This is a genomic window from Pseudomonas pichavaramensis, assembly GCF_050473265.1.
Classification (GTDB): domain Bacteria; phylum Pseudomonadota; class Gammaproteobacteria; order Pseudomonadales; family Pseudomonadaceae; genus Aquipseudomonas.
Genome location: NZ_JBJKFJ010000008.1, coordinates 240,982 through 261,480, shown reverse-complemented (window position 1 = coordinate 261,480; position 20,499 = coordinate 240,982). Strand labels below are relative to the sequence as shown.

At 63.5% G+C, this 20,499-nt stretch carries 16 protein-coding genes and 1 pseudogene; 1 reads left to right on the top strand and 16 read right to left on the bottom strand.

All coding sequences use genetic code 11. The annotated features are described in order from the left end of the window. Position 1: 1 nt before the first annotated feature. The 13 genes and pseudogenes from trpE to ACJRW5_RS15300 form a co-directional block, all read right to left on the bottom strand. Positions 2 to 1,492 carry an anthranilate synthase component I gene (trpE, locus tag ACJRW5_RS15360; protein ID WP_484571367.1) on the bottom strand — a complete coding sequence of 497 codons (1,491 nt, stop codon included), beginning with the start codon at positions 1,490 to 1,492 and terminating at the stop codon, positions 2 to 4. Between the two features lie 66 nt (positions 1,493 to 1,558). After that, positions 1,559 to 2,378: pseudogene (locus ACJRW5_RS15355) on the bottom strand (phosphoglycolate phosphatase). Continuing rightward, positions 2,375 to 3,049 (bottom strand): ribulose-phosphate 3-epimerase, encoded by a 675-nt coding sequence (gene rpe, locus ACJRW5_RS15350; protein ID WP_484571366.1) that lies wholly within the window; start codon positions 3,047 to 3,049, stop codon positions 2,375 to 2,377. The pseudogene ACJRW5_RS15355 and the gene rpe overlap by 4 nt, the downstream one beginning before the upstream one ends. A gap of 94 nt (positions 3,050 to 3,143) precedes the next feature. Then, positions 3,144 to 4,598 carry an NADP-dependent succinate-semialdehyde dehydrogenase gene (gene gabD / locus ACJRW5_RS15345; protein ID WP_484571365.1) on the bottom strand — a complete coding sequence of 485 codons (1,455 nt, stop codon included), beginning with the start codon at positions 4,596 to 4,598 and terminating at the stop codon, positions 3,144 to 3,146. Positions 4,599 to 4,652: 54 nt separating this feature from the next. Then, positions 4,653 to 6,032 carry a hypothetical protein gene (locus ACJRW5_RS15340; protein WP_484571364.1) on the bottom strand — a complete coding sequence of 460 codons (1,380 nt, stop codon included), beginning with the start codon at positions 6,030 to 6,032 and terminating at the stop codon, positions 4,653 to 4,655. Positions 6,033 to 6,111: 79 nt separating this feature from the next. Continuing rightward, entirely contained in the window at positions 6,112 to 7,260 is a 1,149-nt protein-coding gene (locus ACJRW5_RS15335) for an iron-containing alcohol dehydrogenase (protein ID WP_484571363.1), read from the bottom strand. Between the two features lie 178 nt (positions 7,261 to 7,438). Continuing rightward, the gene (locus tag ACJRW5_RS15330) at positions 7,439 to 8,809 is read right to left on the bottom strand and encodes a sigma-54 interaction domain-containing protein (protein WP_484571362.1); all 1,371 of its coding nucleotides are present in this window, start codon (positions 8,807 to 8,809) and stop codon (positions 7,439 to 7,441) included. Between the two features lie 103 nt (positions 8,810 to 8,912). Then, positions 8,913 to 9,740, bottom strand: coding sequence for an ABC transporter permease (locus ACJRW5_RS15325; RefSeq protein ID WP_484571361.1), 828 nt, complete (start codon positions 9,738 to 9,740; stop codon positions 8,913 to 8,915). Between the two features lie 204 nt (positions 9,741 to 9,944). After that, entirely contained in the window at positions 9,945 to 11,192 is a 1,248-nt protein-coding gene (locus tag ACJRW5_RS15320) for an ABC transporter permease (RefSeq protein ID WP_484571360.1), read from the bottom strand. Positions 11,193 to 11,442: 250 nt separating this feature from the next. Further along, entirely contained in the window at positions 11,443 to 12,474 is a 1,032-nt protein-coding gene (locus ACJRW5_RS15315; protein ID WP_484571359.1) for an ABC transporter substrate-binding protein, read from the bottom strand. A 53-nt stretch (positions 12,475 to 12,527) separates the two neighbouring features. Continuing rightward, positions 12,528 to 13,625, bottom strand: coding sequence for an ABC transporter ATP-binding protein (locus ACJRW5_RS15310; RefSeq protein WP_484571358.1), 1,098 nt, complete (start codon positions 13,623 to 13,625; stop codon positions 12,528 to 12,530). 183 nt (positions 13,626 to 13,808) lie between these two features. Then, entirely contained in the window at positions 13,809 to 14,438 is a 630-nt protein-coding gene (locus tag ACJRW5_RS15305) for a response regulator (RefSeq protein WP_484571357.1), read from the bottom strand. 11 nt (positions 14,439 to 14,449) lie between these two features. Then, a complete protein-coding gene (locus ACJRW5_RS15300; RefSeq protein ID WP_484571356.1) occupies positions 14,450 to 16,840 on the bottom strand; it encodes a PAS domain-containing sensor histidine kinase in 2,391 nt (796 codons plus the stop codon). Between the two features lie 115 nt (positions 16,841 to 16,955). On the opposite strand from ACJRW5_RS15300, the gene ACJRW5_RS15295 reads away from it, so the two are divergent. Next, positions 16,956 to 17,951 carry an alpha/beta hydrolase family protein gene (locus ACJRW5_RS15295; RefSeq protein WP_484571355.1) on the top strand — a complete coding sequence of 332 codons (996 nt, stop codon included), beginning with the start codon at positions 16,956 to 16,958 and terminating at the stop codon, positions 17,949 to 17,951. Here the strand turns inward: ACJRW5_RS15295 and ACJRW5_RS15290 are convergent. Genes ACJRW5_RS15290 through ACJRW5_RS15280 form a run of 3 tightly spaced genes read right to left on the bottom strand, consistent with a single transcriptional unit; the run spans position 17,948 to position 20,403 of the window. Further along, positions 17,948 to 18,709: a DnaJ domain-containing protein gene (locus tag ACJRW5_RS15290; RefSeq protein WP_484571354.1), complete on the bottom strand. Its 762-nt coding sequence runs from the start codon at positions 18,707 to 18,709 to the stop codon at positions 17,948 to 17,950. The genes ACJRW5_RS15295 and ACJRW5_RS15290 overlap by 4 nt on opposite strands. Continuing rightward, on the bottom strand, positions 18,710 to 19,381 hold the full coding sequence (gene murU / locus ACJRW5_RS15285; protein ID WP_484571353.1) for an N-acetylmuramate alpha-1-phosphate uridylyltransferase MurU: 672 nt from the start codon (positions 19,379 to 19,381) through the stop codon (positions 18,710 to 18,712). Then, on the bottom strand, positions 19,378 to 20,403 hold the full coding sequence (locus tag ACJRW5_RS15280; protein WP_484571352.1) for an aminoglycoside phosphotransferase family protein: 1,026 nt from the start codon (positions 20,401 to 20,403) through the stop codon (positions 19,378 to 19,380). The genes murU and ACJRW5_RS15280 overlap by 4 nt, the downstream gene beginning before the upstream one ends. Positions 20,404 to 20,499: the final 96 nt, after the last annotated feature.

Here is a 20,499-nt window from a genome sequence, read left to right as displayed (position 1 = left end):
CTTATTCCTGAGCCTGGGGAGCGGTCTGTTCAGCCAGCGCAACAGCGCGGAACATCGCGCGGCGCTTGTTCAGGGTTTCCTCCCACTCCAGGGCGGGCACCGAGTCGGCGACGATACCGGCGCCGGCCTGCACGTGCAGTTCACCATCCTTGATCACCGCGGTGCGAATGGCGATGGCGGTGTCCATATTGCCGTTCCAGGCGTAGTAACCGACCGCGCCGCCGTAAACGCCACGCTTGACCGGCTCCAGCTCATCGATAATTTCCATGGCGCGGATCTTCGGGGCGCCGGACAGGGTGCCGGCCGGCAGGATCGCGCGCAGCGCATCCATCGCCGACAGCTCGGGTTTGAGCTGGCCGGTGACGTTGGAGACGATGTGCATGACGTTGGAGTAGCGCTCGATGACCATCTTCTCGGTGAGCTTGACCGAGCCGATCTGCGACACGCGGCCGGTGTCGTTGCGGCCCAGGTCGATCAGCATCAGGTGCTCGGCCAGCTCCTTGGTATCGGACAGCAGGTCCTCTTCCAACGCCTTGTCGGCCTCCTCACTGGCACCACGCGGGCGGGTGCCGGCAATCGGGCGCACGGTGACCAGCCCTTCCTCGACGCGTACCAGCACCTCCGGCGAGCTGCCGACCACATGGAAGTCGCCGAAGTTGAAGAAGTACATGTAAGGCGTCGGATTGATGCAGCGCAGCGCGCGATACAGATCGATCGGTGCGGCCTTGAACGGAATCGACATGCGCTGGGAGATCACCACCTGCATGCAGTCACCAGCCAGGATGTATTCCTTGATGGAGCTGACTGCCGCTTCGTAGTCACCCTTGCTGTAGCTGGAGCGGAAGGCCGGCTCCTCACCCAGTTGCGCGGCCAGGTCAACACCAAGGCGTGGCGTGATCGGCTGACGCAGCTTATGCAGAATCTCGCGCAGGTGCGCATGGCCCTGCTCGAAGGCATCGGACTGGGACGGGTCAGCGAGGACGATGGCGTGCATCTTGCCAGCCAGGTTGTCGAACACCACCACGGCGTCGGACACCATCAGCAGGATGTCCGGCGTCCCCAGCGGATCAGGATTAGGGCAATTGGCCAGCTTTTGCTCGACATAACGCACGCTGTCGTAGCCAAAGTAACCAACCAGACCACCATTGAATCGCGGCAGACCGGCAATGGTCGGCACCTTGTAGCGCGCCTTGAACTGCTCGACGAACGCCAGCGGATCACTGCTGGTGTGGCGCTCTACCTCGACGCCATCGGTGGTCACCACGATTTCGTGACCCTGCACGCGCAGCACGGTGCGCGCCGGCAGGCCGATGATCGAGTAACGGCCCCACTTTTCGCCGCCTTGCACGGATTCGAGCAGGTAGGAGTTGGGCGCGTCAGCCAGTTTCAGATAGATGGACAGCGGCGTGTCGAAGTCGGCGATGGTTTCGCAGGCAAGCGGAATGCGGTTGTAGCCTTCAGCGGCTAAACGCAGGAATTCTTCATGGGTCATGATCAGCCTCATGGCTCGGGGAATACGGTCGGGTGCAAACGGGCCGCGCGCAGCGGCAGGACGAAATCAGGCGCGCCAGCGCCAACGGGCCAGAGCCTTGATTACTTTCATCCAGAGTTTGCAGCTAACCACCACGGTGCGATCTCGACAGGCGGGAAATGTACAGAGCGGCCAAGGTAGCGCAGCCGCTCGGGCTAAGCAACCATCAGAGCAGTTCGGCAAGGCTATCCACCACCAGACTCGGCCGCTCTTCGGCGATGGGGCGGCCATGGTTGTAGCCATAGCTCACCGCCACACAGGGTACCTGCGCTGCGCGAGCAGCGAGCACGTCATTACGTGAATCACCGACGAACAGCGCTTGCCCGGCGTCAACACCCGCCAGCTGCATCACCTGCAGCAAGGCCGCCGGATCGGGCTTCTGCTGCGGCAAGGTGTCACCGCCGATGATCCAGCGGAAATAGCCGCCTAGGCCGACCTGCTCCAGCAAGGGCGCGACGAAGCGCTCCGGCTTGTTGGTGACGATGGCCAGCTCCACCGCCGACGTGCTCAGTGCCTCGAGCAACTCGTGCACGCCTGGGTACAGCACGGTGAGGTGATGGCAATCGGCGTAGATCTCGAGAAAACGCGCCAGCGCCTGCTCCGTCTCGCCCTCACCGACGGCCGAATGATCCAGGCCACCGGCCAGCGCGCGCCGTACCAGCACCCGGGCACCGTTGCCGACCCAGTCGCGAACCTGTTCTACGCCTGCCGGCGAACGCCCCAGCTCGACCAGCATGCGGTCGACCGCTTCGGCCAGATCCGGCACCGAGTCGATCAGCGTGCCGTCCAGGTCGAACATCACCAGTCGCGGCAGCTCGCCACCGCACAGCTCGCGCAGTGGTTTCATCCACGCACCTGGGCCAATTCAGCGCGCATGGCGTCGATCACCACCTTGTAGTCCGGCTGATTGAAGATGGCCGAGCCTGCGACGAAGGTGTCGGCGCCCGCCTCGGCGATCTCGCGGATGTTCTGCACATTGACGCCGCCGTCGATCTCCAGGCGGATCTCGCGGCCGCTGGCATCGATCAGCGCACGCGCCTCGCGCAGCTTGTCGAGGGTGCCCGGGATGAACTTCTGCCCGCCGAAGCCCGGGTTGACGCTCATCAGCAGGATCATGTCGACCTTGTCCATCACGTACTTGAGTACGTCCAGCGGGGTGGCCGGGTTGAACACCAGGCCGGCCTTGGCGCCGCCGGCCTTGATCAGCTGCAGCGAGCGGTCGATATGCTCGGAGGCTTCCGGGTGGAAGGTGATGTAGCTGGCGCCAGCTTCGATGAAGTCACCGATGATGCGATCCACCGGCTTGACCATCAGGTGCGCATCAATCGGCGCGGTGATGCCGTACTTGCGCAGCGCACTGCAGACCATCGGGCCGATGGTCAGGTTGGGCACGTAGTGGTTGTCCATGACATCGAAGTGCACGATGTCCGCCCCGGCGGCGAGTACGTTGTCCACTTCCTCACCCAGGCGGGCGAAGTCGGCGGAAAGGATCGACGGAGCGATGGCGAAGGGTTGCATGGCGCACCTCTGAGTGCTTGGTCACGGTGGCGCGCATTGTAGCGGCTCGAACATCATCTGGCAGCGCCGCCTGACGGCGGCGCGCCCAAATGCCTCAGATACCGCCGAGACAGAGGTATTTGATTTCCAGGTACTCATCCAGGCCGTACTTGGAGCCTTCGCGGCCCAGGCCAGAGGCCTTCATGCCGCCGAACGGCGCCACTTCGTTGGAAATCAGGCCGGTGTTGATACCCACCATGCCGTAGTCCAACGCCTCGCCCACGCGGAAGGCGCGGCCCAGGTCACGGGTATAGAAGTAACCTGCCAGGCCGAACTCGGTATCGTTGGCCTGACGCACCACCTCGGCTTCGTCGCTGAAACGGAACAGCGGCGCCAGCGGGCCGAAGGTCTCCTCGCGGGCTACGCGCATCTCGGGCGTCACGCCTACCAGCACGGTCGGTTCGAAGAAGTTGCCGCCCAGCGCCTGGCCACCCTGCAGCACCTTGGCGCCTTTCTCCAAGGCGTCGGCCAGGTGGCTCTGCACCTTGGCCACGGCGTTGCCATCGATCAGCGGGCCGGTGGTCACACCCTCCTCGACACCCTGGCCGACCTTCAGTTTGGCCACTGCGGCGGCGAGCTTCTCGGCAAAAGCGTCATACACACCATCCTGCACGTAGATGCGGTTGGCGCAGACGCAGGTCTGCCCGGCATTGCGGTATTTGGCGACCATCGCGCCCTCGACCGCGGCATCCAGATCGGCATCGTCGAAGACGATGAAGGGGGCATTACCGCCGAGCTCCAGCGACAGTTTCTTCAGCGTCGGCGCGCATTGCTCCATCAGCTTGATGCCGACACCGGTGGAGCCGGTGAACGACAGCTTGCGCACGATCGGGTTGGCGCACAGCTCACCGCCAACCTCGCGGGAACGCTCGGCATCGGCCGGCAGCACGCTGAACAGGCCCGCCGGTATACCGGCACGCTCGGCCAGCACCGCCAGGGCCAATGCGCTGAACGGTGTTTGCGGCGCTGGCTTGAGCACCATGGCGCAGCCGGCCGCCAGTGCCGGGCCTGCCTTGCGGGTGATCATCGCCGCCGGGAAGTTCCACGGCGTGATCGCGGCGGTGACACCAACCGGTTCCTTGGTGACGATCAGGCGCTTGTCGGGCTGATGACCGGGAATGGTATCGCCATAGACGCGCTTGGCTTCCTCGGCGAACCACTCGATGAAGGACGCGGCGTAGAGCACTTCACCACGCGCTTCGGTCAGTGGCTTGCCCTGCTCGGCGGTCATGATCTGCGCCAGGTCTTCCTGGTTGGCCAGCATCAGTTCGTACCACTTGCGCAAACGCGCGGCGCGCTCCTTGGCGGTCAATGCACGCCAGGCCGGCTGTGCAGCCTGCGCCGCCTCGATGGCACGACGGGTTTCCGCTGCGCCCATGTTCGGCACGCGACCCAGCGACTCGCCGTTGGCCGGGTTGAAGATTTCCGTGCTGTCGCCCGCATCGGCATCGCACCACTGGCCATCGACGTAAGCCTGATGGCGCAACAGTTCAGGATCGTTCAGTTTCATGCAGTACTCCTGCAGCCGCAGGCTCACACCTGCGGCTATCGAGTGTGAAAGGAATCACTCTGCCGGCGGCAGATCCTTGGTGAAGGTCTGGTCGTTCTCGCCCCGGAACATGCGCGCGCCGTAGATCAATGCGCACAGACCGACGCCGATGGCAAAAGCCCAACCCGCGCCTTTGATCGCCAGCACCGCGCCGATTACCCCGGCGATGCCGAGGTCGCGCTGGCTGCGGGCCTCCATGATGCCCAGGCGCACACTAACGTAGCCCTGGATCAGCAGGGTCAGCGCCAGCGCTACACCAAGAATCGGCTGCAGCAGGGTCACCACCGGCAGCAGCAGCAGGCCGGTGTTGGTACCCCAGCGGAACGAGCCGACGCCGCCGTAGATGGACTTCATCGCCTGGGCGCCGCCCTTGAAGCGTTCGGTGATCACCACCTGCATGGCCGACCACTGCGGGCCGCACATGGCCACATCCGGGCCGAAGATGCTCATGAAGGCGTTGCGCCCGCCAAAGATCATGTGCGAACGGTTGGGGTTGAAATCGACCTTCTCGTCACTGCGGATATGGTCGGCCTCAGAAAGGATTGCCCTGGCGCCCAGCACGTCGCCGAACACCACCAGGTAGGCGGCGAATACGGTGGGGATGGCGGTGACGAACATCATCAGCGGCGGCATGCCGAGACCGAACACGGTGTACTCGCTCCACAAAGTGGCGAAGTCCGGCTTGCTGATGCCCCATTCGATATTCGGCCACGGTGCCTCACCGAAGATCGGCGCGACGAACACCGCCAGCAGGATGATCGGGAAGATGCCCAGCTTGGCGAAATTCCACCAGAAACGGCTGCGCTTCTTCAGTTCCTGGAAGTGCAGGGAGAACACCAGGTAGAAGGCGATGCCGACCGCGATGGAAATGGTCCAGGGGAACGTATCGAAGCGACCGCCCTCCTTGAACACCGTGACCACTGCACTGAGGCCGGCGCCCATGATGATGCCGGCCTTGAGTGCCGAGGGCACCAGCGACACCACCTTGCGTGCCATGCCCGTCATTCCCAGTCCTATGGAGAAGGCCCCCAGCATCAACTGGAAGGCAATCAATGCATGGATGCGCTCCTGCCCCTCCGGGAACTGACTGCAGTAGGCCATCAGCAGCGGAATCGCCGGGGTGATCCAGCCCGGCACGACCGGGTCACCCAGCAAGTGGTGAGTCAGGTACAGCAAGCCGTTGAGCATGACCACCGCCAGCGCGACCTCGAAGGGCATACCGAGGAATTCGGTCATCAGCGGGATTGCCGCCAGATCCACCGCGCACATGAGCAGCCCCTGCATGTAGTCGGAGGCTTCGAAGCGGTAATGAATGAAAGGCAGACGCACCTTGAATGGCCCCAGCGGCCAGTAAGGGGCTTCCACACCAAGTTCTTGTTGATGCAGTTCGGACATTTGAGTCACCCAGTTTTATTAGAGTTGTAAGCAGCGAGCCCCGGCATGACCGGGGCTGTCCATCGGTTTTGCAGAGTAATCAGTAGGCAGCGCGGTAGATCTGCTCGATGTCGCCGGCAGTCAGGCGACGCGGATTGTTGCGCATCAGGCGGTCGATCTTGCTGGCCTCTTCGGCCATCGCCGGAATGGCATCCTCGGGCACCCCGAAGCTGCGCATGCCTTTGGGAATGTCGACGCTGGCACACAGCTCGGCCATGGCTTCGACCGCCAGATCGGCCGCAGCCTTGTCGCTCAGACCATGGGTTTGCACACCCAGAGCGGTCGCGATCTCGGCCATGCGCTCGACGCAGGCCAGCTTGTTCCAGGCCATCACATACGGCAGCAGCAAGGCATTGCTGACGCCATGGGCGATGTTGAAACGCCCGCCGAGCGGATAGGCCAGCGCATGCACCGCACCGACCCCGGCGTTACCGAATGACATGCCGGCCATCAGGCTGGCGGTGGCCATGTCCTCACGGGCGGTCAGATCGGCCGGGTTGGCATAGGCTTTGGGCAGAGCCTTGGCGATCAGCTTGATGGCACCAATGGCCAGCGCGTCGGTGATCGGCGAGGCATTGACCGACAGATACGACTCCACCGCATGCACCAGCGCGTCGACGCCGCTGGCCGCGGTGACGCCACGTGGGCAGGTCAGGGTCATCACCGGGCTGACCAGGGCGACATCGGGCAGCAGGTAATCGCTGACGATACCCTTCTTCAGTTGCGCCTTCTTGTCGGACAGGATCGACACGTTGGTCACTTCCGAACCGGTGCCGGCAGTGGTCGGAATGGCGATCAGCGGCGGGCCCTTGCGCTTGACCTGATCGACGCCGAACAGCTCTTCCAGCGCGCCTTCATGACCTGCGTAGCCGGCCACGGCCTTGGCGATGTCGATGGCACTGCCACCGCCAACACCGATCAGGCCATCATGGCCGCCATCACGATAGGCCTTGGCACAGGCCTCGACGATGGCGATTTCCGGCTCGGGCTCTACACCGTCGAAAATGCCATAGGGACGCTCGCCCAGGTGCTTGAGCACGTGATCGACCGTACCGGATTTGATCAGGATGGCATCGGTGACGATCAGTGGATTGGTGATATTGAGACGGGGCAGTTCGACCGCCAGTTGCTCGACGGCACCCTGGCCAGTCAGCAGTTTGTTGGCGATCTTGAATGCAGCAATAGTCATCAGCAGGCCCTTTTATGCGTTGTTTTGCTGAACGGGGTTGGGCGCTGCCATAGCGATTCCTGTGCCAGCTCGCGCAAACCTGCGTTGTAGAAGGCTTGCGTCGATTTGTCACAGTGACCGCCGGCGATGTTTTGATCAAAAAGCCAATCAAAAACATCACCTTTGATCCATTTTTCAATCAGCCCTGTTCCCAGCGCTTCATTTTCTGCACCAGGGTCGCCTGGCTCAGGCCGAGCGCCTTGGCCGCCTCTCGCGTGGTCTTGTGCTGCACCAGAGCCTTGCGAATCAGCCGCCGCTCCAGGTTCTCCACCTGCTTGCGCAACGGCAACAGACTGTCGTCGTCGCTCTTGTCGCGCGCGGTACGCATTTCCTCGGGCAGGTCGAACAGCTCGACCGTGTCCGCACTGCAGGTGACCACCAGGCGCTCCACCAGATTGATCAACTCACGGATGTTGCCGGGCCAGCCGTAGTCGGTCAGTGCATCCAGCGCTTCCATCCCCCAGCTCAACTCGCGGCCATAACGCTGATTGAATTCAGCCAGATAGAAGTCCAGCAGCGGCTGGATTTCCTCCGGCCGCTCGCGTAGCGCCGGCACATGAATCGGCACGACGTTGAGGCGGTAATAGAGATCGGCGCGAAACAGCCCCTCGCTGACCATCTTGCGCAGGTCGTGGTGGGTGGCGGTGATGATGCGCACATCCACCTCCTTGAGTTCCAGCCCACCTACCGGGATAAAGCGGCTCTCTTCGATCACCTTGAGCAGCTTGACCTGCAGCGCCAGCGGCAGGTCGCCGATCTCGTCCAGAAACACCGTGCCCTGATGCGCCAGCTCCAACAAGCCGCGCTTGCCCTTGCTACCAGCACCGGTAAAGGCGCCAGCCACGTAACCGAACAGCTCGGCCTCGATCAGGTTCTCAGGCAGCGCGCCACAGTTGAGCGCCAGAAACGGCTGAGCCGCGCGCGGGCTGCTTTTGTGGATGTACTGGGCGATCAAGGTCTTGCCGACCCCGGTTTCACCCTGCAGCAATACCTTCACATCGCTGGCAGCCACCTGACGGGCCAGGCTGAAGACCCGCGCTGAAGCGGGCTGATTGGCCACCGGCGAGGCATCGAGCAGGTCATCGCGCTGGCCGGCATGCAACCTGGCGGTGCTGCTACGCAGCTGACGCAGTTGCTGCAACTCGTCACGCTCATGCTTGATACGCAGCAGCTCGGTCATGTCGCGCACGGTGCTGACCACGTACCGCACACGCCCGTCCTCGGCGAAGATCGGCGTGCCGCTGACCAGCAAGCGCTTGCCCTGGCTGACGCTCTGCATCAACGACAACGCCTTGCCTTCCTTGAGCACGCGCAGGGACACCGATTGCGAGATCACACCCTGCTCTACCAACTCCTGCATGTGCTGACCGACCACATCCTCGCTACGCAGCCCGGTCAGGCGCTCGTAGGCGCTGTTGACCTTGAGGGTAATGCCATCGGCATCGGTGATATAGACACCGTCATGCAGGGCATCGAGCAGCTCGCGAAATCCAGGATCATCGAAGTCCATCAGGGCGCCTCGGTACGACAGGAGAGGCGTCGTATTCTACGCCCAGAAACGAACAAGGCCCCGTAGGTTTCCCGACGGAGCCTGGGCCAGGCAATCAAAGCGCCTATGCGGGCGCCGAGGTACGCAATTTCTCGCTACGTCCGCGCAGCCACTCCAGCGTCAGCAGGAGCAGCACGGAAAAGCCGATCAGCAAGGTGGCAGCCGCCGCGATGGTCGGCGACAGGTTCTCGCGGATGCCGCTGAACATCTGCCGGGGCAGGGTCGCCTGCTCAGGTCCGGCAAGGAACAGCGTCACCACCACTTCATCGAACGAGGTGGCGAAGGCGAACAGCGCACCGGAGATGACGCCAGGTGCGATCAGCGGCAACGTCACGCGGCGGAAGGTGGTAATCGGTGAGGCCCCGAGACTGGCGGCGGCGCGAACCAGGTTGTGGTTGAAACCCTGCAGGGTGGCCGACACGGTAATGATGACGAAGGGCACGCCAAGCACCGCATGCACCAGGATCAGCGACAGGTAGCTGTTACCCAGGCCCAGCGGCGCGAAGAACAGGTAGCTGGCTACGCCGATGATCACCACCGGCACGATCATTGGTGAAATCAGCAGGCTCATGACCAACGCCTTGCCGCGAAACTCGCCACGGGTCAGGCCAATGGCCGCCAGGGTGCCGAAGCTCATAGCCAGGATGGTGGCAGCCGGCGCGATGATCAGGCTGTTCTTCAACGAGCGCATCCAGTCAGCGGACATGAAGAAGTCCTCATACCAACGCAGCGAGAAACCTTGCAGCGGGTAGACCAGGAAGGTGCCGGAGTTGAACGACAGCGGCACGATGACCAGCACCGGCAGAATCAGGAACAGCAGCACCAGGCCGCAGAGAATGCGCAGGCCGTAGTACCAGAGGCGCTCGACGGGTGACATGTAGGGGCTGAGCATGGCGGTGACTCCATTTAGCGTTTAGCTCCCCTCTCCCGCTTGCGGGAGAGGGGTTGGGGGAGAGGGCGCTCTTACTGCACCACTCTCCCGGGTTCGGTTACCGAGAGGCGGTGATGCCAAACTCAGCACCCTCTCCCGCCCTTCGGGCACCCTCTCCCGCAAGCGGGAGAGGGTCATCAGATGGTCTGCTACGCAGACCGGTTTTTAACCAAGCCGCAGCTTGCTCGCGCCGACCAGCCAGCTGTACACCACGTACAGCACCAGGGTCGCGGCCAGCAGCAGACCACCGAGGGCGGTGGCCATGCCCCAGTTGATGGTGGTGTTGGTGTAGAAGGCAACGAAGTAACTGATCATCTGATCATTCGGGCTGCCCAGCAGCGCCGGGGTGATGTAGTAGCCGATCGACAGGATGAACACCAGCAGGCAACCCGCGCCGACGCCGGCCAGGGTCTGCGGGAAGTACACCCGCCAGAAACTGGCGAACGGGTGGCAACCGAGCGACACCGCCGCACGCATGTAGCTGGGCGAGATGCCCTTCATCACGCTGTATATCGGCAGGATCATGAACGGCAGCATGATGTGCACCATGGCCACGTACACCCCACTGCGGTTGAACACCAGTTGCAGCGGTTGCTCGATGATGCCCAGCGACATCAGCGCGCTGTTGATCAGCCCCCCCGATTGCAAAAGCACGATCCAGGCCGCGACCCGCACCAGGATCGACGTCCAGAACGGCAACAGCACCAGAATCATCAGCAAGTTGCCAGAACGGGTCGGCAGGTTGGCCAGCAGATAGGCTAGCGGGTAAGCCAGCACCAGACAGATGGCGGTGATCACCAGGCTCATCCAGAAGGTGCGGACGAAGATGTCCAGATAGATAGCCTGATCCGGCGTGGCCTTGGCCAGCTCACCAAGATCGTCTATGCGGTGATCGAGCGCGGCCAGCAGGTAATACGGCGTGACCGACGAAGCATTACGCCGAATCACCTGCCAATAGGCGGGGTCGCCCCAGCGCTCATCGAGATTGAGGAAGGCCTCCTGATAAGAAGCAGGCTCCTCGCGCAGCGGCAGCTTGCGTGCGGTGCTGCTGACCAGACTGCGAAAGCCCGCCAACTCCATGTTCAGACGTTTGGACAGATCGCCCAGCGCCTGATTGCGGCGCGCTTCGGCGATATCCGTGGCAATCGCGCGATAAACCGCCTCATCCGGCAAGCCTCGACCATCCCATGCGGCAATCGCCTCGACGGTACGCGGCAGGCTGCCGACCACTTCCGGGTTGTCCACACTGCGCAGCAGCAAGGCGCCGATGGGCAGCAGGAAGGTCAGGAAAAGGAACAGCAACAGCGGCAGGATCAGCGCCTTGGATTTCAGGCGATTGAAGCGCTCGGCACGGGCCAGACGCTGCTTCAGGCTCAGCCCGGGCAAATCGTTGGCAGGCAGTACGGCGGCCATGGACAACTCCGCAAGCAAGAAAGAAATTCAGACGGCCCCGCCAGGAGGCGGGGCCGGATCGAGTCGCAGAACCTGTTCACGAGCTGGCGAGCTAGAGCGATGCAAGGCGCTACGTTAGTAACAGCCTTCGGCTGGTCAAAACACGTGAGGAACGGTCGGAGTCGCGGGCGACTTTACGAGCTGTAAATGAGCATTCCGAACGTGTTTTTAACGCAGCAGCGCCGACGCGCAGCAGGTCGTGAATAGGTTCTTAACGCGCGGCCCAGGCGTTGAAACGTTGCTCCAGCTGCTCGCCGTAGTCAGCCCAGAAGGTCACGTCGATGGCCACCTGGTTGGCGATGTTTTCCGGCGTGGTCGGCATCAGGTTCAGACGCTCCGGCGCCAGCAGCTCGATGGCCTGCTTGTTGGCCGGGCCGTAGGCGATGTTTTCCGAATAGGTCTTCTGCGCTTCGGGTTTCACCGCGTAGGCAATAAACTGCTTGGCCACTTCGGCGTTCTTCGCACCGCGCGGAATCGCCCAGGAGTCGAAGTCGTAGATGCCGCCGTTCCACACCACCTGAAGATTGCTCTCGGCCTGCACGGCCGCGATACGGCCGTTGTAGGCCGAACTCATGACCACGTCACCGGAGGCGAGGTACTGCGGCGGTTGAGCACCGGCTTCCCACCACTGGATGCTCGGTTTCAGCTCATCGAGTTTCTTGAACGCGCGATCCTGGCCTTCTTTGCTGGCCAGCACCTTGTACACGTCCTTGACCGGTACACCGTCAGCCATCAGGGCGAATTCCAGGGTGTACTTGGCGCCCTTACGCAGGCCGCGCTTGCCCGGGAATTTCTGCACGTCCCAGAAATCGGCCCAGCTGGTCGGCGCGCTGCTGAGTTTGTCGGCGTTGTAGGCCAGCACCGTGGACCAGACGAAGAAGCCCACGCCGCAAGGCTGAATGGCGCCGTCGATGAAGTTGGACTCGTCACCGAACTGCGCCGGATCGAGTTCCTCGAACAGACCTTCGTCACAGCCACGAGCGAGTTCCGGCGACTCCACCTCGACCAGATCCCAGCTCACGCTGCGGGTGTCGACCATGGCTTTGACCTTGGCCATTTCACCGTTGTATTCGCCACCAATCACCTTGTTGCCGGTGTCCTTCTCGAAGGGTTCGTAGAACGCCTTGACCTGCGCCGCCTTGTTCGCGCCGCCGAAGGAAACCGCGGTCAGATCCACCGCCAGTGCCGGCATGGCACAGCTAACGCCCAGGGCCAACGCCGCGAGCTTCAGGGATTTCGTCATTCTTATCAGCTCCTCTGTGTTACGGGGTAAAGGTGAAGCACTGCACGCAACACTCACTCGGCTTGGAGTGGATCCAGCGCGCGGACATGCTCGACAAACCAGCCGAGCGGAACCAGGTCACCAACCGCCAGGGTCGAGTCCAGCTCGGCCACGGGTTGCTTGACGTAGAAATCGGATTGGCCGCAGACCTCCATGCGGATGCGCACGTGGTCGCCGAGGTAGATGAACTCGGCGATGCGTCCGGAAAAGCGGTTCGGGCAGGCTTCGCTGTGGCCGTTGAGGCGAATGCGCTCGGGGCGAATCGACAGACTCACCGGCTCGCCGACGGCGCCAACATTGACCGCCGTGGCCTTGACCTGCTCGCCACGCGCCAGGCGCACCACGCACTGGTCGCCGTCGCGGCTGACCAGTTGCCCGGCGAGGCGGTTGTTCTCACCGATGAACTGGGCGACGAAGGTGTTCTGCGGGGTTTCGTAGAGTTCGCGCGGCGGGGCGATCTGCTGGATCTCACCCTGGTGGAACACCGCCACGCGGTCGGACATGGTCAGCGCCTCGCCCTGGTCGTGGGTCACGTAGACCACGGTCACGCCCAGGCGTTGATGCAGGTGCTTGATCTCCATCTGCATGAGCTCGCGCAGCTGCTTGTCCAGCGCGCCGAGCGGCTCGTCCATCAGCACCAGCTGTGGTTCGAACACCAGCGCACGGGCCAGCGCCACACGCTGCTGCTGGCCACCGGAAAGCTGGGCCGGATAACGGTTGCGGAAGCTGTCGAGCTGCACCATCGACAGCGCGCGCTTGACCCGCTCGCTGATGTCGGTGCGCGACATGCCGCGCACGCTCAGTGGGAAGGCCAGGTTCTCCGCAACGGTCATATGCGGGAACAGCGCGTAATTCTGGAACACCATGCCAATGTCGCGCTTGTGCGGCGGCAGTTTGTTCAGCGAGCGGCCATCGAGAAGGATCTCGCCGGCGGTCGGCGTCTCGAAGCCGGCCAGCATCATCAGGCTGGTGGTCTTGCCGGAACCGGACGGGCCGAGCAGGGTCAGAAACTCGCCCTTGCGGATATCCAGGTTGAGGTCTTTGACGATCAGCGTTTCGCCGTCGTAGCTCTTCTGCACGCCGCGGAAGCTCACCAGTACATCGTTTGCCATCACACCACACCCTTGTTCTTGTCTCAGGCCGATGACCACAGAGTAGGTCGGCGGGCAAGGGTGAAAAATCGGGCGGGATGACAAGCTGATATCAGGCGCGGGGAGAATTTCGTGTAGGGATCGCCCTACAAATTCCGAGTGATTGCCTCGGCTATCGGACTACAAAGCGTGGGAGCGGCTGCCTCAGACCAGGCGGTGCTCCATGGCGTAGCGCACCAGGTCGGCCACCGAATGCGCACCGAGCTTCTGCATCAGGCGCGCCTTGTGCGTGCTCACGGTCTTGTTGCTCACCGCCAGGTGCAGGGCGATGTCGTTGACCCCCTCACCACGCACCAGGCGCTCGAACACCGAGAACTCACGCTCGGACAATTGCGCATGCGGCGGTCGCGAATCGGTCAGGCCGACTTCGAAGACCATGCGGTCGGCCAGCGCCGGGTCAATGTAGCGCCCACCCGCGGCCACCTTGCGAATGGCGGTGATCAGCAGCGCCGGGTCACTGTCCTTGGTGGCGTAACCGGCCGCGCCAGCCTTGAGTGCGCGTGCCGCCATCTGCGCCTCGTCATGCATCGACAGCACCAGGATGGCCGGGGCGGCGCTAAGCGCACGAATCCGCGGAATGGCTTCCAGGCCGTTGACGCCCGGCATGGAGATATCCAGCAGCACCACGTCGCAGGGTGTACGGCGCAACACCTCGAGCAATTGCTCGCCATTGGTCGCCTCGCCCGCCACCTCGAGATCGCGAGCCATGCCGATCAGTTGTTTGATGCCTTCCCTTACGATGGTGTGGTCTTCGGCCACGAGTACCCGGATCACGCCGTGACCTCCTATTGCAAAGTGATACACGCATAAAGGGTAGTGCCCTCGCCGGGCCGGCTGTCAATCTGCAACTGTCCGCCGAGCATGAGCATGCGCTCCTGCATACCGACCAGGCCGAAGGATTGCCCAGGCTTACGCTGCGCGCAGTCGAAGCCCTTGCCGTCATCGGCCACCGACAGACACAGCTGGCCATCTTGCTCCCAGAGGCGCACCTCGACGCTGTGCGCGCCGGCGTGGCGCATCACGTTGGTCAATGCCTCCTGCAGGATGCGGAACAGACCGATGGCCTGGGCGTCCGGCAAGTGCACCGGATGCTCCGGCACGTCGACCAGACAGGGAATCTGCGTGCGCTCTTCGAACCGGCGTACCTGCCACTCGATGGCTGAGGCGATACCGGCATCGAGAATCGGCGGGCGCAACGCCGTGGCCACGTCGCGCACCAGTTGGAAGAGCTGCGCGATCAGCCGTTTCATGCTGGCCAGGCGCTCGTCCAGCGCGGGAATCTGCCCGGCACAGGCCAGCTCGCACATCGCCGTCTCCAGCTTGAGCACGGTCAGCACCTGGCCCAGTTCGTCATGCACCTCGCGGGCGATGCGTGCCTTTTCTTCTTCGCGTACGCTCTCCAGATGCGCCGACAACTCTCGCAGACGCGCCCGCGAGTCAGCCAGGGCCAGCTCTGCCAACTTGTTCTCGGTGATATCCCAGAGAATCCCATCCCAGACCACCCGGCCACCGCCCAGAGACCGCGCGGTGGTGCGAATGTCGGCCCACAGCACCTCATTCTCGCGAGTCAGGATGCGCCCCTGCCAGTACCAGTCACCCTCGCCCTGCAGCGCCAGGGTCTGACTGTTGAGGTAACTGGGCTGATCCTGCGGATGTACCAGGCTGCGAATGCCGCGGTCCTCGCGCTGCAGTTCGCGCGCCGGCCAACCGACCATGTCCTGACTCGCCTCGCTGATATAGGCGAAGTTGACCACCTGCCCTGGCGCGGCGCGCTCCAGACGAAACACCAACCCCGGAACGTTACCGGCGATCCCCTTGAAGCGCGCCTCGCTCTCTTCCAGTGCTGCCCGCGCACGGCGGCGCTCGGTGACATCGCTGAGAAACACTACCAGGTACTCGGCCTGGCGATAGCGCAGAAAACTCAACGACACATCCGCCGGCATGCGGCTGCCATCGGCGCGCAGACAGTCGACCTCGAACCCGGTCGAACCGCCGCCTTGCTCACGCACCTGCTTCCACAGGTTGAGCCAGCGGTCCATGTCGAGGCTCGGCTCCAGCTGACTGAGCGGCCTGTCCACCAACTCACCGGGACGGTAGCCGAGCATGCGTTCGGCCGCATCGTTGGCATAGCGCAGGTGGCTGTCCCAGTTGACCCAGAGAATGCCGACCGTGCTGTTGTCGATGGAGAACTGACTCAGGCGCAGTGCCTCGGCAGCCTGCTGATGCGAGTCGAGTTCGGCGCGTGCCCCCAGCAGGCCGCGCTCGAGCAGGCGCGTCTGCTGACGCTGGCGGTACAAGGCGGTCGCCACCAGGGTCAGCAGCAGGAAGAGGAACAAGGTGAGCGTCTTCCAGAAGCCAACGAAATCCGTGGACTGTGGATAACGCAGGGGCATCCAGGTTTCCCGCAGCTCTTCCAGCTCACGAGCCGGCAGCGCCTGCAGGGTCAGATCGACGATTGCCGACAGTTGCGGCTGGTCATGACGTGTCGCCAGACGCAGCAGCTGTGGCAAGCCGATGTCACCCACGATGCTCAGGTTGGAAAAGCGCGACTCGCGCAACAACAGACTCAGGCTGGCTTCGTCGAGTACCGCATAGCTGACTTCCTGATTCAGCACCTGTAACAGCGCAGCACGGTCGCTATTGGTGGATTTCATACGCAGGTTGGTGTGCGTACGCTCCAGGTACTCGGCGGCCTGGCTCGGCGCACGCACGGCAACCGTCTGCTCCAGCGGCAACTGATCGAGGTCTACCGAGCCACTGCCGCTACGCTCCCCCACGACCAGGTGCGGCACCCGCAGATAGGGCATGGAGTAGTGCCAGATACGCAGCCCCGCCGGGGTCTGTTGCAGGCCGGGAGCAAGGTCAACTTCACCCGCGGCAGCCGCACGCTCCAGTGCAGGCAAGTCCGGGTACAAATGCCAGTCGGGGGTGACACCCATGCCTTCAAGCAGACGCTTCATCAGGTCGACATTGGCGCCGACCAGCTGCCGATTCTGCACACGCTGCGCCCAGGGCACTTGCTGGATCAGCCCCACCTTCAGCACCGGATGCGCCTGCAGCCAGGCCTGCTGTTCGGCATCGAACGACGGACGCAGCGGCAGGCGCGTCGCATCCGCCGAAGAGCTCGAGGCGAACAGCATCAGCAGCAGGCAAAAGGAAGAGAGAAGGGACTTCATGCGCGGGGACAATCCGATGACGCGATCCCCTACCTTACTCCAGTCTTGCGCCAGTCGCCTGACAAAAGCGGAGCGCGGCATTAGGCTCTGTAGCAGATCATCAGGAACTCGACCGATGCGCCCTACCTCACTTTTTCTGCTCGGACTCTGCCTGTTCTCCAGCCCCGCCATCTGGGCCGAAGAACCCAGCGATGCGGCCGCAAGCGAAAGCGCTGATGGCGCCACGAGCAGCAGCGAGCGTCCGACGCTGCCCGAGCGTAGCGTCAGCGAAGCACTGGCCCTGGAGCAGCGTCTGGACAAACGCGAGCAGCAGATGCTGCAGGCGGGCGACGAGAGCTTTCTGGCACTGTGGCTCCCGGCCAACGTCGGCGACCCCAGTGGCGCCGTGATTCTGCTACCGGGCGACGTGGAGAACGCTGACGGTGCAGCCGCCGTCGGCCCGCTGCGGCGCAAGTTCCCCGATGCCGGCTGGCACAGCCTGAGCCTCACCTTGCCAGATCCGGACGGCGACCCTGTCCCGCTGCGCAATGAATCCTCCGACACGTCCACGCCGGCAGCAGAAGGCTCGGACGCCACACTGGCAACCGACGAAGCAACCGGTGCCGCTGCCGCCGACGGCACTCAGGAGCCGGATGCAAACACGACGAGCGAAATCGGCCCGCAAGAGCGACGCCAGCAGCATGTGGAACGGGTGATGGCGCGCATCGACGCCGCCATTGCATTCGCACAACAGCAGCAGGCCAAGGAAATCGTATTGCTCGGCCACGGCAGCGGTGCTTACTGGGCAGCGCGCTATCTCAACGAGCGCAAGCCGGCCAACGTGCACAACCTGTTGATGGTGTCCGCCGAACTGCCCGCCGGTTTCACACCGCCGCTGGACGAGTTGGTCACACAATTGCCAGTGGCCGCGGGCGATTTCTACTACAAGGACCAGGCCACCGAACGCAGCGCCGCCCTGAAACGTCTGCAAGCCAGCAAGCGCGCCAAACTGCCTACTTATATCCAGGTGGCGATGAAGGCTCTGCCCGGAAACCTTGCGGTACAGGACGAGCAGCTGTACCGCCGCCTGCGCGGCTGGCTGCAACTGCACATCCGCGCCAGCAGCGGCTAACGCAGACCTCGGCGCTGACGAATCAGCGCATAGGCCTGGTGCAGTTGCCGCGTGGTTTCGGTCGCTTCGCGGATGCGCTCGGGCGAAGCGCCGGAACCGGCCAACTTGTCCGGATGGTGGCGGCTGAGCAAACGACGATAAGCTCGCTTGATCTGCTCGGGCTCGCTGCCCTCGTTGACACCGAGCAAGCGCAGCGCCTCCTGATAGCTGCCTCCCGCCGGAGTCGGCTGCTGGCTGCGCCGCGGCGCATATTCCTCGCCCAGACTCTCCAGGCGCGCGCTGTCCCAGCCGAGCCATTTACCCCAGAGCAGGATCAGCTCATGCTCACTGGGCGACACCCGCCCATCGACCCAGGCCATGCGCCAGCAGGCCCGTAGCAACGCGTCGGCGCGCTCGCGCTGACGCTGCAATGGCGAACGCAGGTTGTCCCGCCCGGTCTTGCCCCGGGCGAAGGCCTCGATGGCGCGACGCTGCCCCGCCTCATCCAGCCCCAGGCGCTGCATCTCCGAGCGCGCCTGCTGGATATGACGCTGCACCACCCGGCCGTCGCTCTTGGCCAGGCGCCCGAGCATCAGGAACAGCAGGTCATCATCGGCAGGTGCGGCGCGCCCACCCAGCCGCTCACGCAAGTTATCCCAGCTCTGTAAACGCAAGCGCCGGTCCAGCACCTGGCCAAGCAGTCCGCCCAGCAACGCTCCGGGGATGCTGGCCAGGGCGAATCCGGCAGTCGCGCCCAACAGTGTCGCCGGCCACAACACTTAGCTCGACTCCTGCAAAAGGCGCTCGACCTCGGCCAGGCGCTCGTGCGTGCCAACGTCGACCCAGCGACCCGAATGTCGCTCACCACTGACTCGCCCCTGCGCCATTGCCTGACGCAGCAGCGGCGCCAACTTGAACGCACCCGATTCACAGTCTGCGAACAGCTGTGGACTCAATACTGCCAGTCCGCTGTAGGTGAGGCGCTCACCTGCTCCCTGCGCGTCGGAGACCTGGCCGGCGGCCAGGAGGAAATCGCCCTGCGGGTGATGCGCGGGGTTGTCCACCAGCACCAGATGCGCCAGCCCGGCCAGTGGCTTGCGTAGTTGCGCAAAAGCGTAATCGGTGAAGATATCGCCATTGACCACCAGAAACGGCTCATCGCCCAGCAGCGGCAAGGCCTTGAAGATACCGCCGCCAGTTTCCAGTGGCTCACCTTCCGGCGAATAACGGATGCCTACACCGAAGCGCGAACCATCACCGAGGTAATCCTCGATCTGCTGGCCAAGCCAGGCGTGGTTGATCACCAGTTCGGTGAAGCCAGCAGCCGCCAGCGCACGCACGTGATACTCGATCAAGGGCACGCCGGCTGCACGAACCAGAGGCTTGGGCGTATGCAGGGTCAACGGGCGCAGTCGCTCCCCTTTGCCTGCGGCCAGAATCATCGCCTTCATGCGCCCACGGCCTCTTTGGATTCCAGGCTGGCGAGCAATTCGCCCAACTCGGCCAGTTCCGGTCGACGCGCCAGCACCGCCTGAATGTAAGCAAAGAAGCGCGGCACATCGCCCAGGTATTTGGGCTTGCCATCACGGTGACAGATGCGCGCGAAGATACCGATGACCTTGAGGTGACGCTGCACACCCATCAGGTCGCTGGCGCACAGGAAGTCCTCCAGCGATGCCTGCACCGGGATGCCGGCAGCCCCCGCGCGCTCCCAGTAGCCCCGCAGCCAGGCCTGTACACGCGGCTCGGGCCAGCTGAGGAAGGCATCCTTGAACAGGCAGGTAATGTCGTAGGTCACCGGGCCGTAGACAGCATCCTGAAAATCCAGCACCCCAGGGTTGGGAGTGCTCTGCATCAGGTTGCGCGGCATGAAGTCGCGGTGTACCAGCACCTTGGGCTGCGCAAGGGCACTGTCGATCAGACAGCGGCTGATGCGCTGCCAGGCGGCCTCCTGCTCGGCCGTGAATTCACGCCCCAACTGCCGCTGCACGTACCACTCAGGGAACAGCTGCAACTCCCGACGCAACAAGGCCTCGTCGTAATGCGGCAGATCCTGGTCGAGCGGCAGGCGTTGCTGCAGCAGCAGCGCCTCGATGGCATCGTCGAACAGTGCATCGGCATTGTCCTGATCGATCACATCCAGATAAGTCTGGCGTCCCAGATCATCGAGGATCAGGAAGCCTTGCTCGATATCCGCCGCCAGGACCTGCGGCACATGCACGCCGGCGCCGGCCAGCAGCGCGGCGATGCGGACGAAAGGCGCGCAGTTCTCCTGCGGCGGTGGCGCATCCATCAGAATCAGGCTGCGTTCACCTGCCTGCCAGCGGAAGTAACGGCGGAAACTGGCGTCGCTACTCGCCGGGCTCAACTCGGCGACAGGCACCGTCCCCCAGCCTTTGGCGGCGAACAGAATGGGCAATTGCTCGGCGAGCCAGCTTTGCAGTTGTTGCAGACGTACATCGTGTTCAGACATCAAGGGGTCTCCGACGGCGCTAGCCGTTGCGCGGGTCATGCTTTATTATCCAGCATCTTTTTCAGCCCATCGAGAGGCGTGCGGCCCCTGGGCCGA

Bases quoted from the DNA above. Each gene is read 5' to 3' on its own strand.
- trpE (WP_484571367.1), bottom strand. From the start codon at position 1,492: ATGACCCATGAAGAATTCCTGCGTTTAGCCGCTGAAGGCTACAACCGC.
- rpe (WP_484571366.1), bottom strand. From the start codon at position 3,049: ATGCAACCCTTCGCCATCGCTCCGTCGATCCTTTCCGCCGACTTCGCC.
- gabD (WP_484571365.1), bottom strand. From the start codon at position 4,598: ATGAAACTGAACGATCCTGAACTGTTGCGCCATCAGGCTTACGTCGAT.
- ACJRW5_RS15340 (WP_484571364.1), bottom strand. From the start codon at position 6,032: ATGTCCGAACTGCATCAACAAGAACTTGGTGTGGAAGCCCCTTACTGG.
- ACJRW5_RS15335 (WP_484571363.1), bottom strand. From the start codon at position 7,260: ATGACTATTGCTGCATTCAAGATCGCCAACAAACTGCTGACTGGCCAG.
- ACJRW5_RS15330 (WP_484571362.1), bottom strand. From the start codon at position 8,809: ATGGACTTCGATGATCCTGGATTTCGCGAGCTGCTCGATGCCCTGCAT.
- ACJRW5_RS15325 (WP_484571361.1), bottom strand. From the start codon at position 9,740: ATGCTCAGCCCCTACATGTCACCCGTCGAGCGCCTCTGGTACTACGGC.
- ACJRW5_RS15320 (WP_484571360.1), bottom strand. From the start codon at position 11,192: ATGGCCGCCGTACTGCCTGCCAACGATTTGCCCGGGCTGAGCCTGAAG.
- ACJRW5_RS15315 (WP_484571359.1), bottom strand. From the start codon at position 12,474: ATGACGAAATCCCTGAAGCTCGCGGCGTTGGCCCTGGGCGTTAGCTGT.
- ACJRW5_RS15310 (WP_484571358.1), bottom strand. From the start codon at position 13,625: ATGGCAAACGATGTACTGGTGAGCTTCCGCGGCGTGCAGAAGAGCTAC.
- ACJRW5_RS15300 (WP_484571356.1), bottom strand. From the start codon at position 16,840: ATGAAGTCCCTTCTCTCTTCCTTTTGCCTGCTGCTGATGCTGTTCGCC.
- ACJRW5_RS15295 (WP_484571355.1), top strand. From the start codon at position 16,956: ATGCGCCCTACCTCACTTTTTCTGCTCGGACTCTGCCTGTTCTCCAGC.
- murU (WP_484571353.1), bottom strand. From the start codon at position 19,381: ATGAAGGCGATGATTCTGGCCGCAGGCAAAGGGGAGCGACTGCGCCCG.
- ACJRW5_RS15280 (WP_484571352.1), bottom strand. From the start codon at position 20,403: ATGTCTGAACACGATGTACGTCTGCAACAACTGCAAAGCTGGCTCGCC.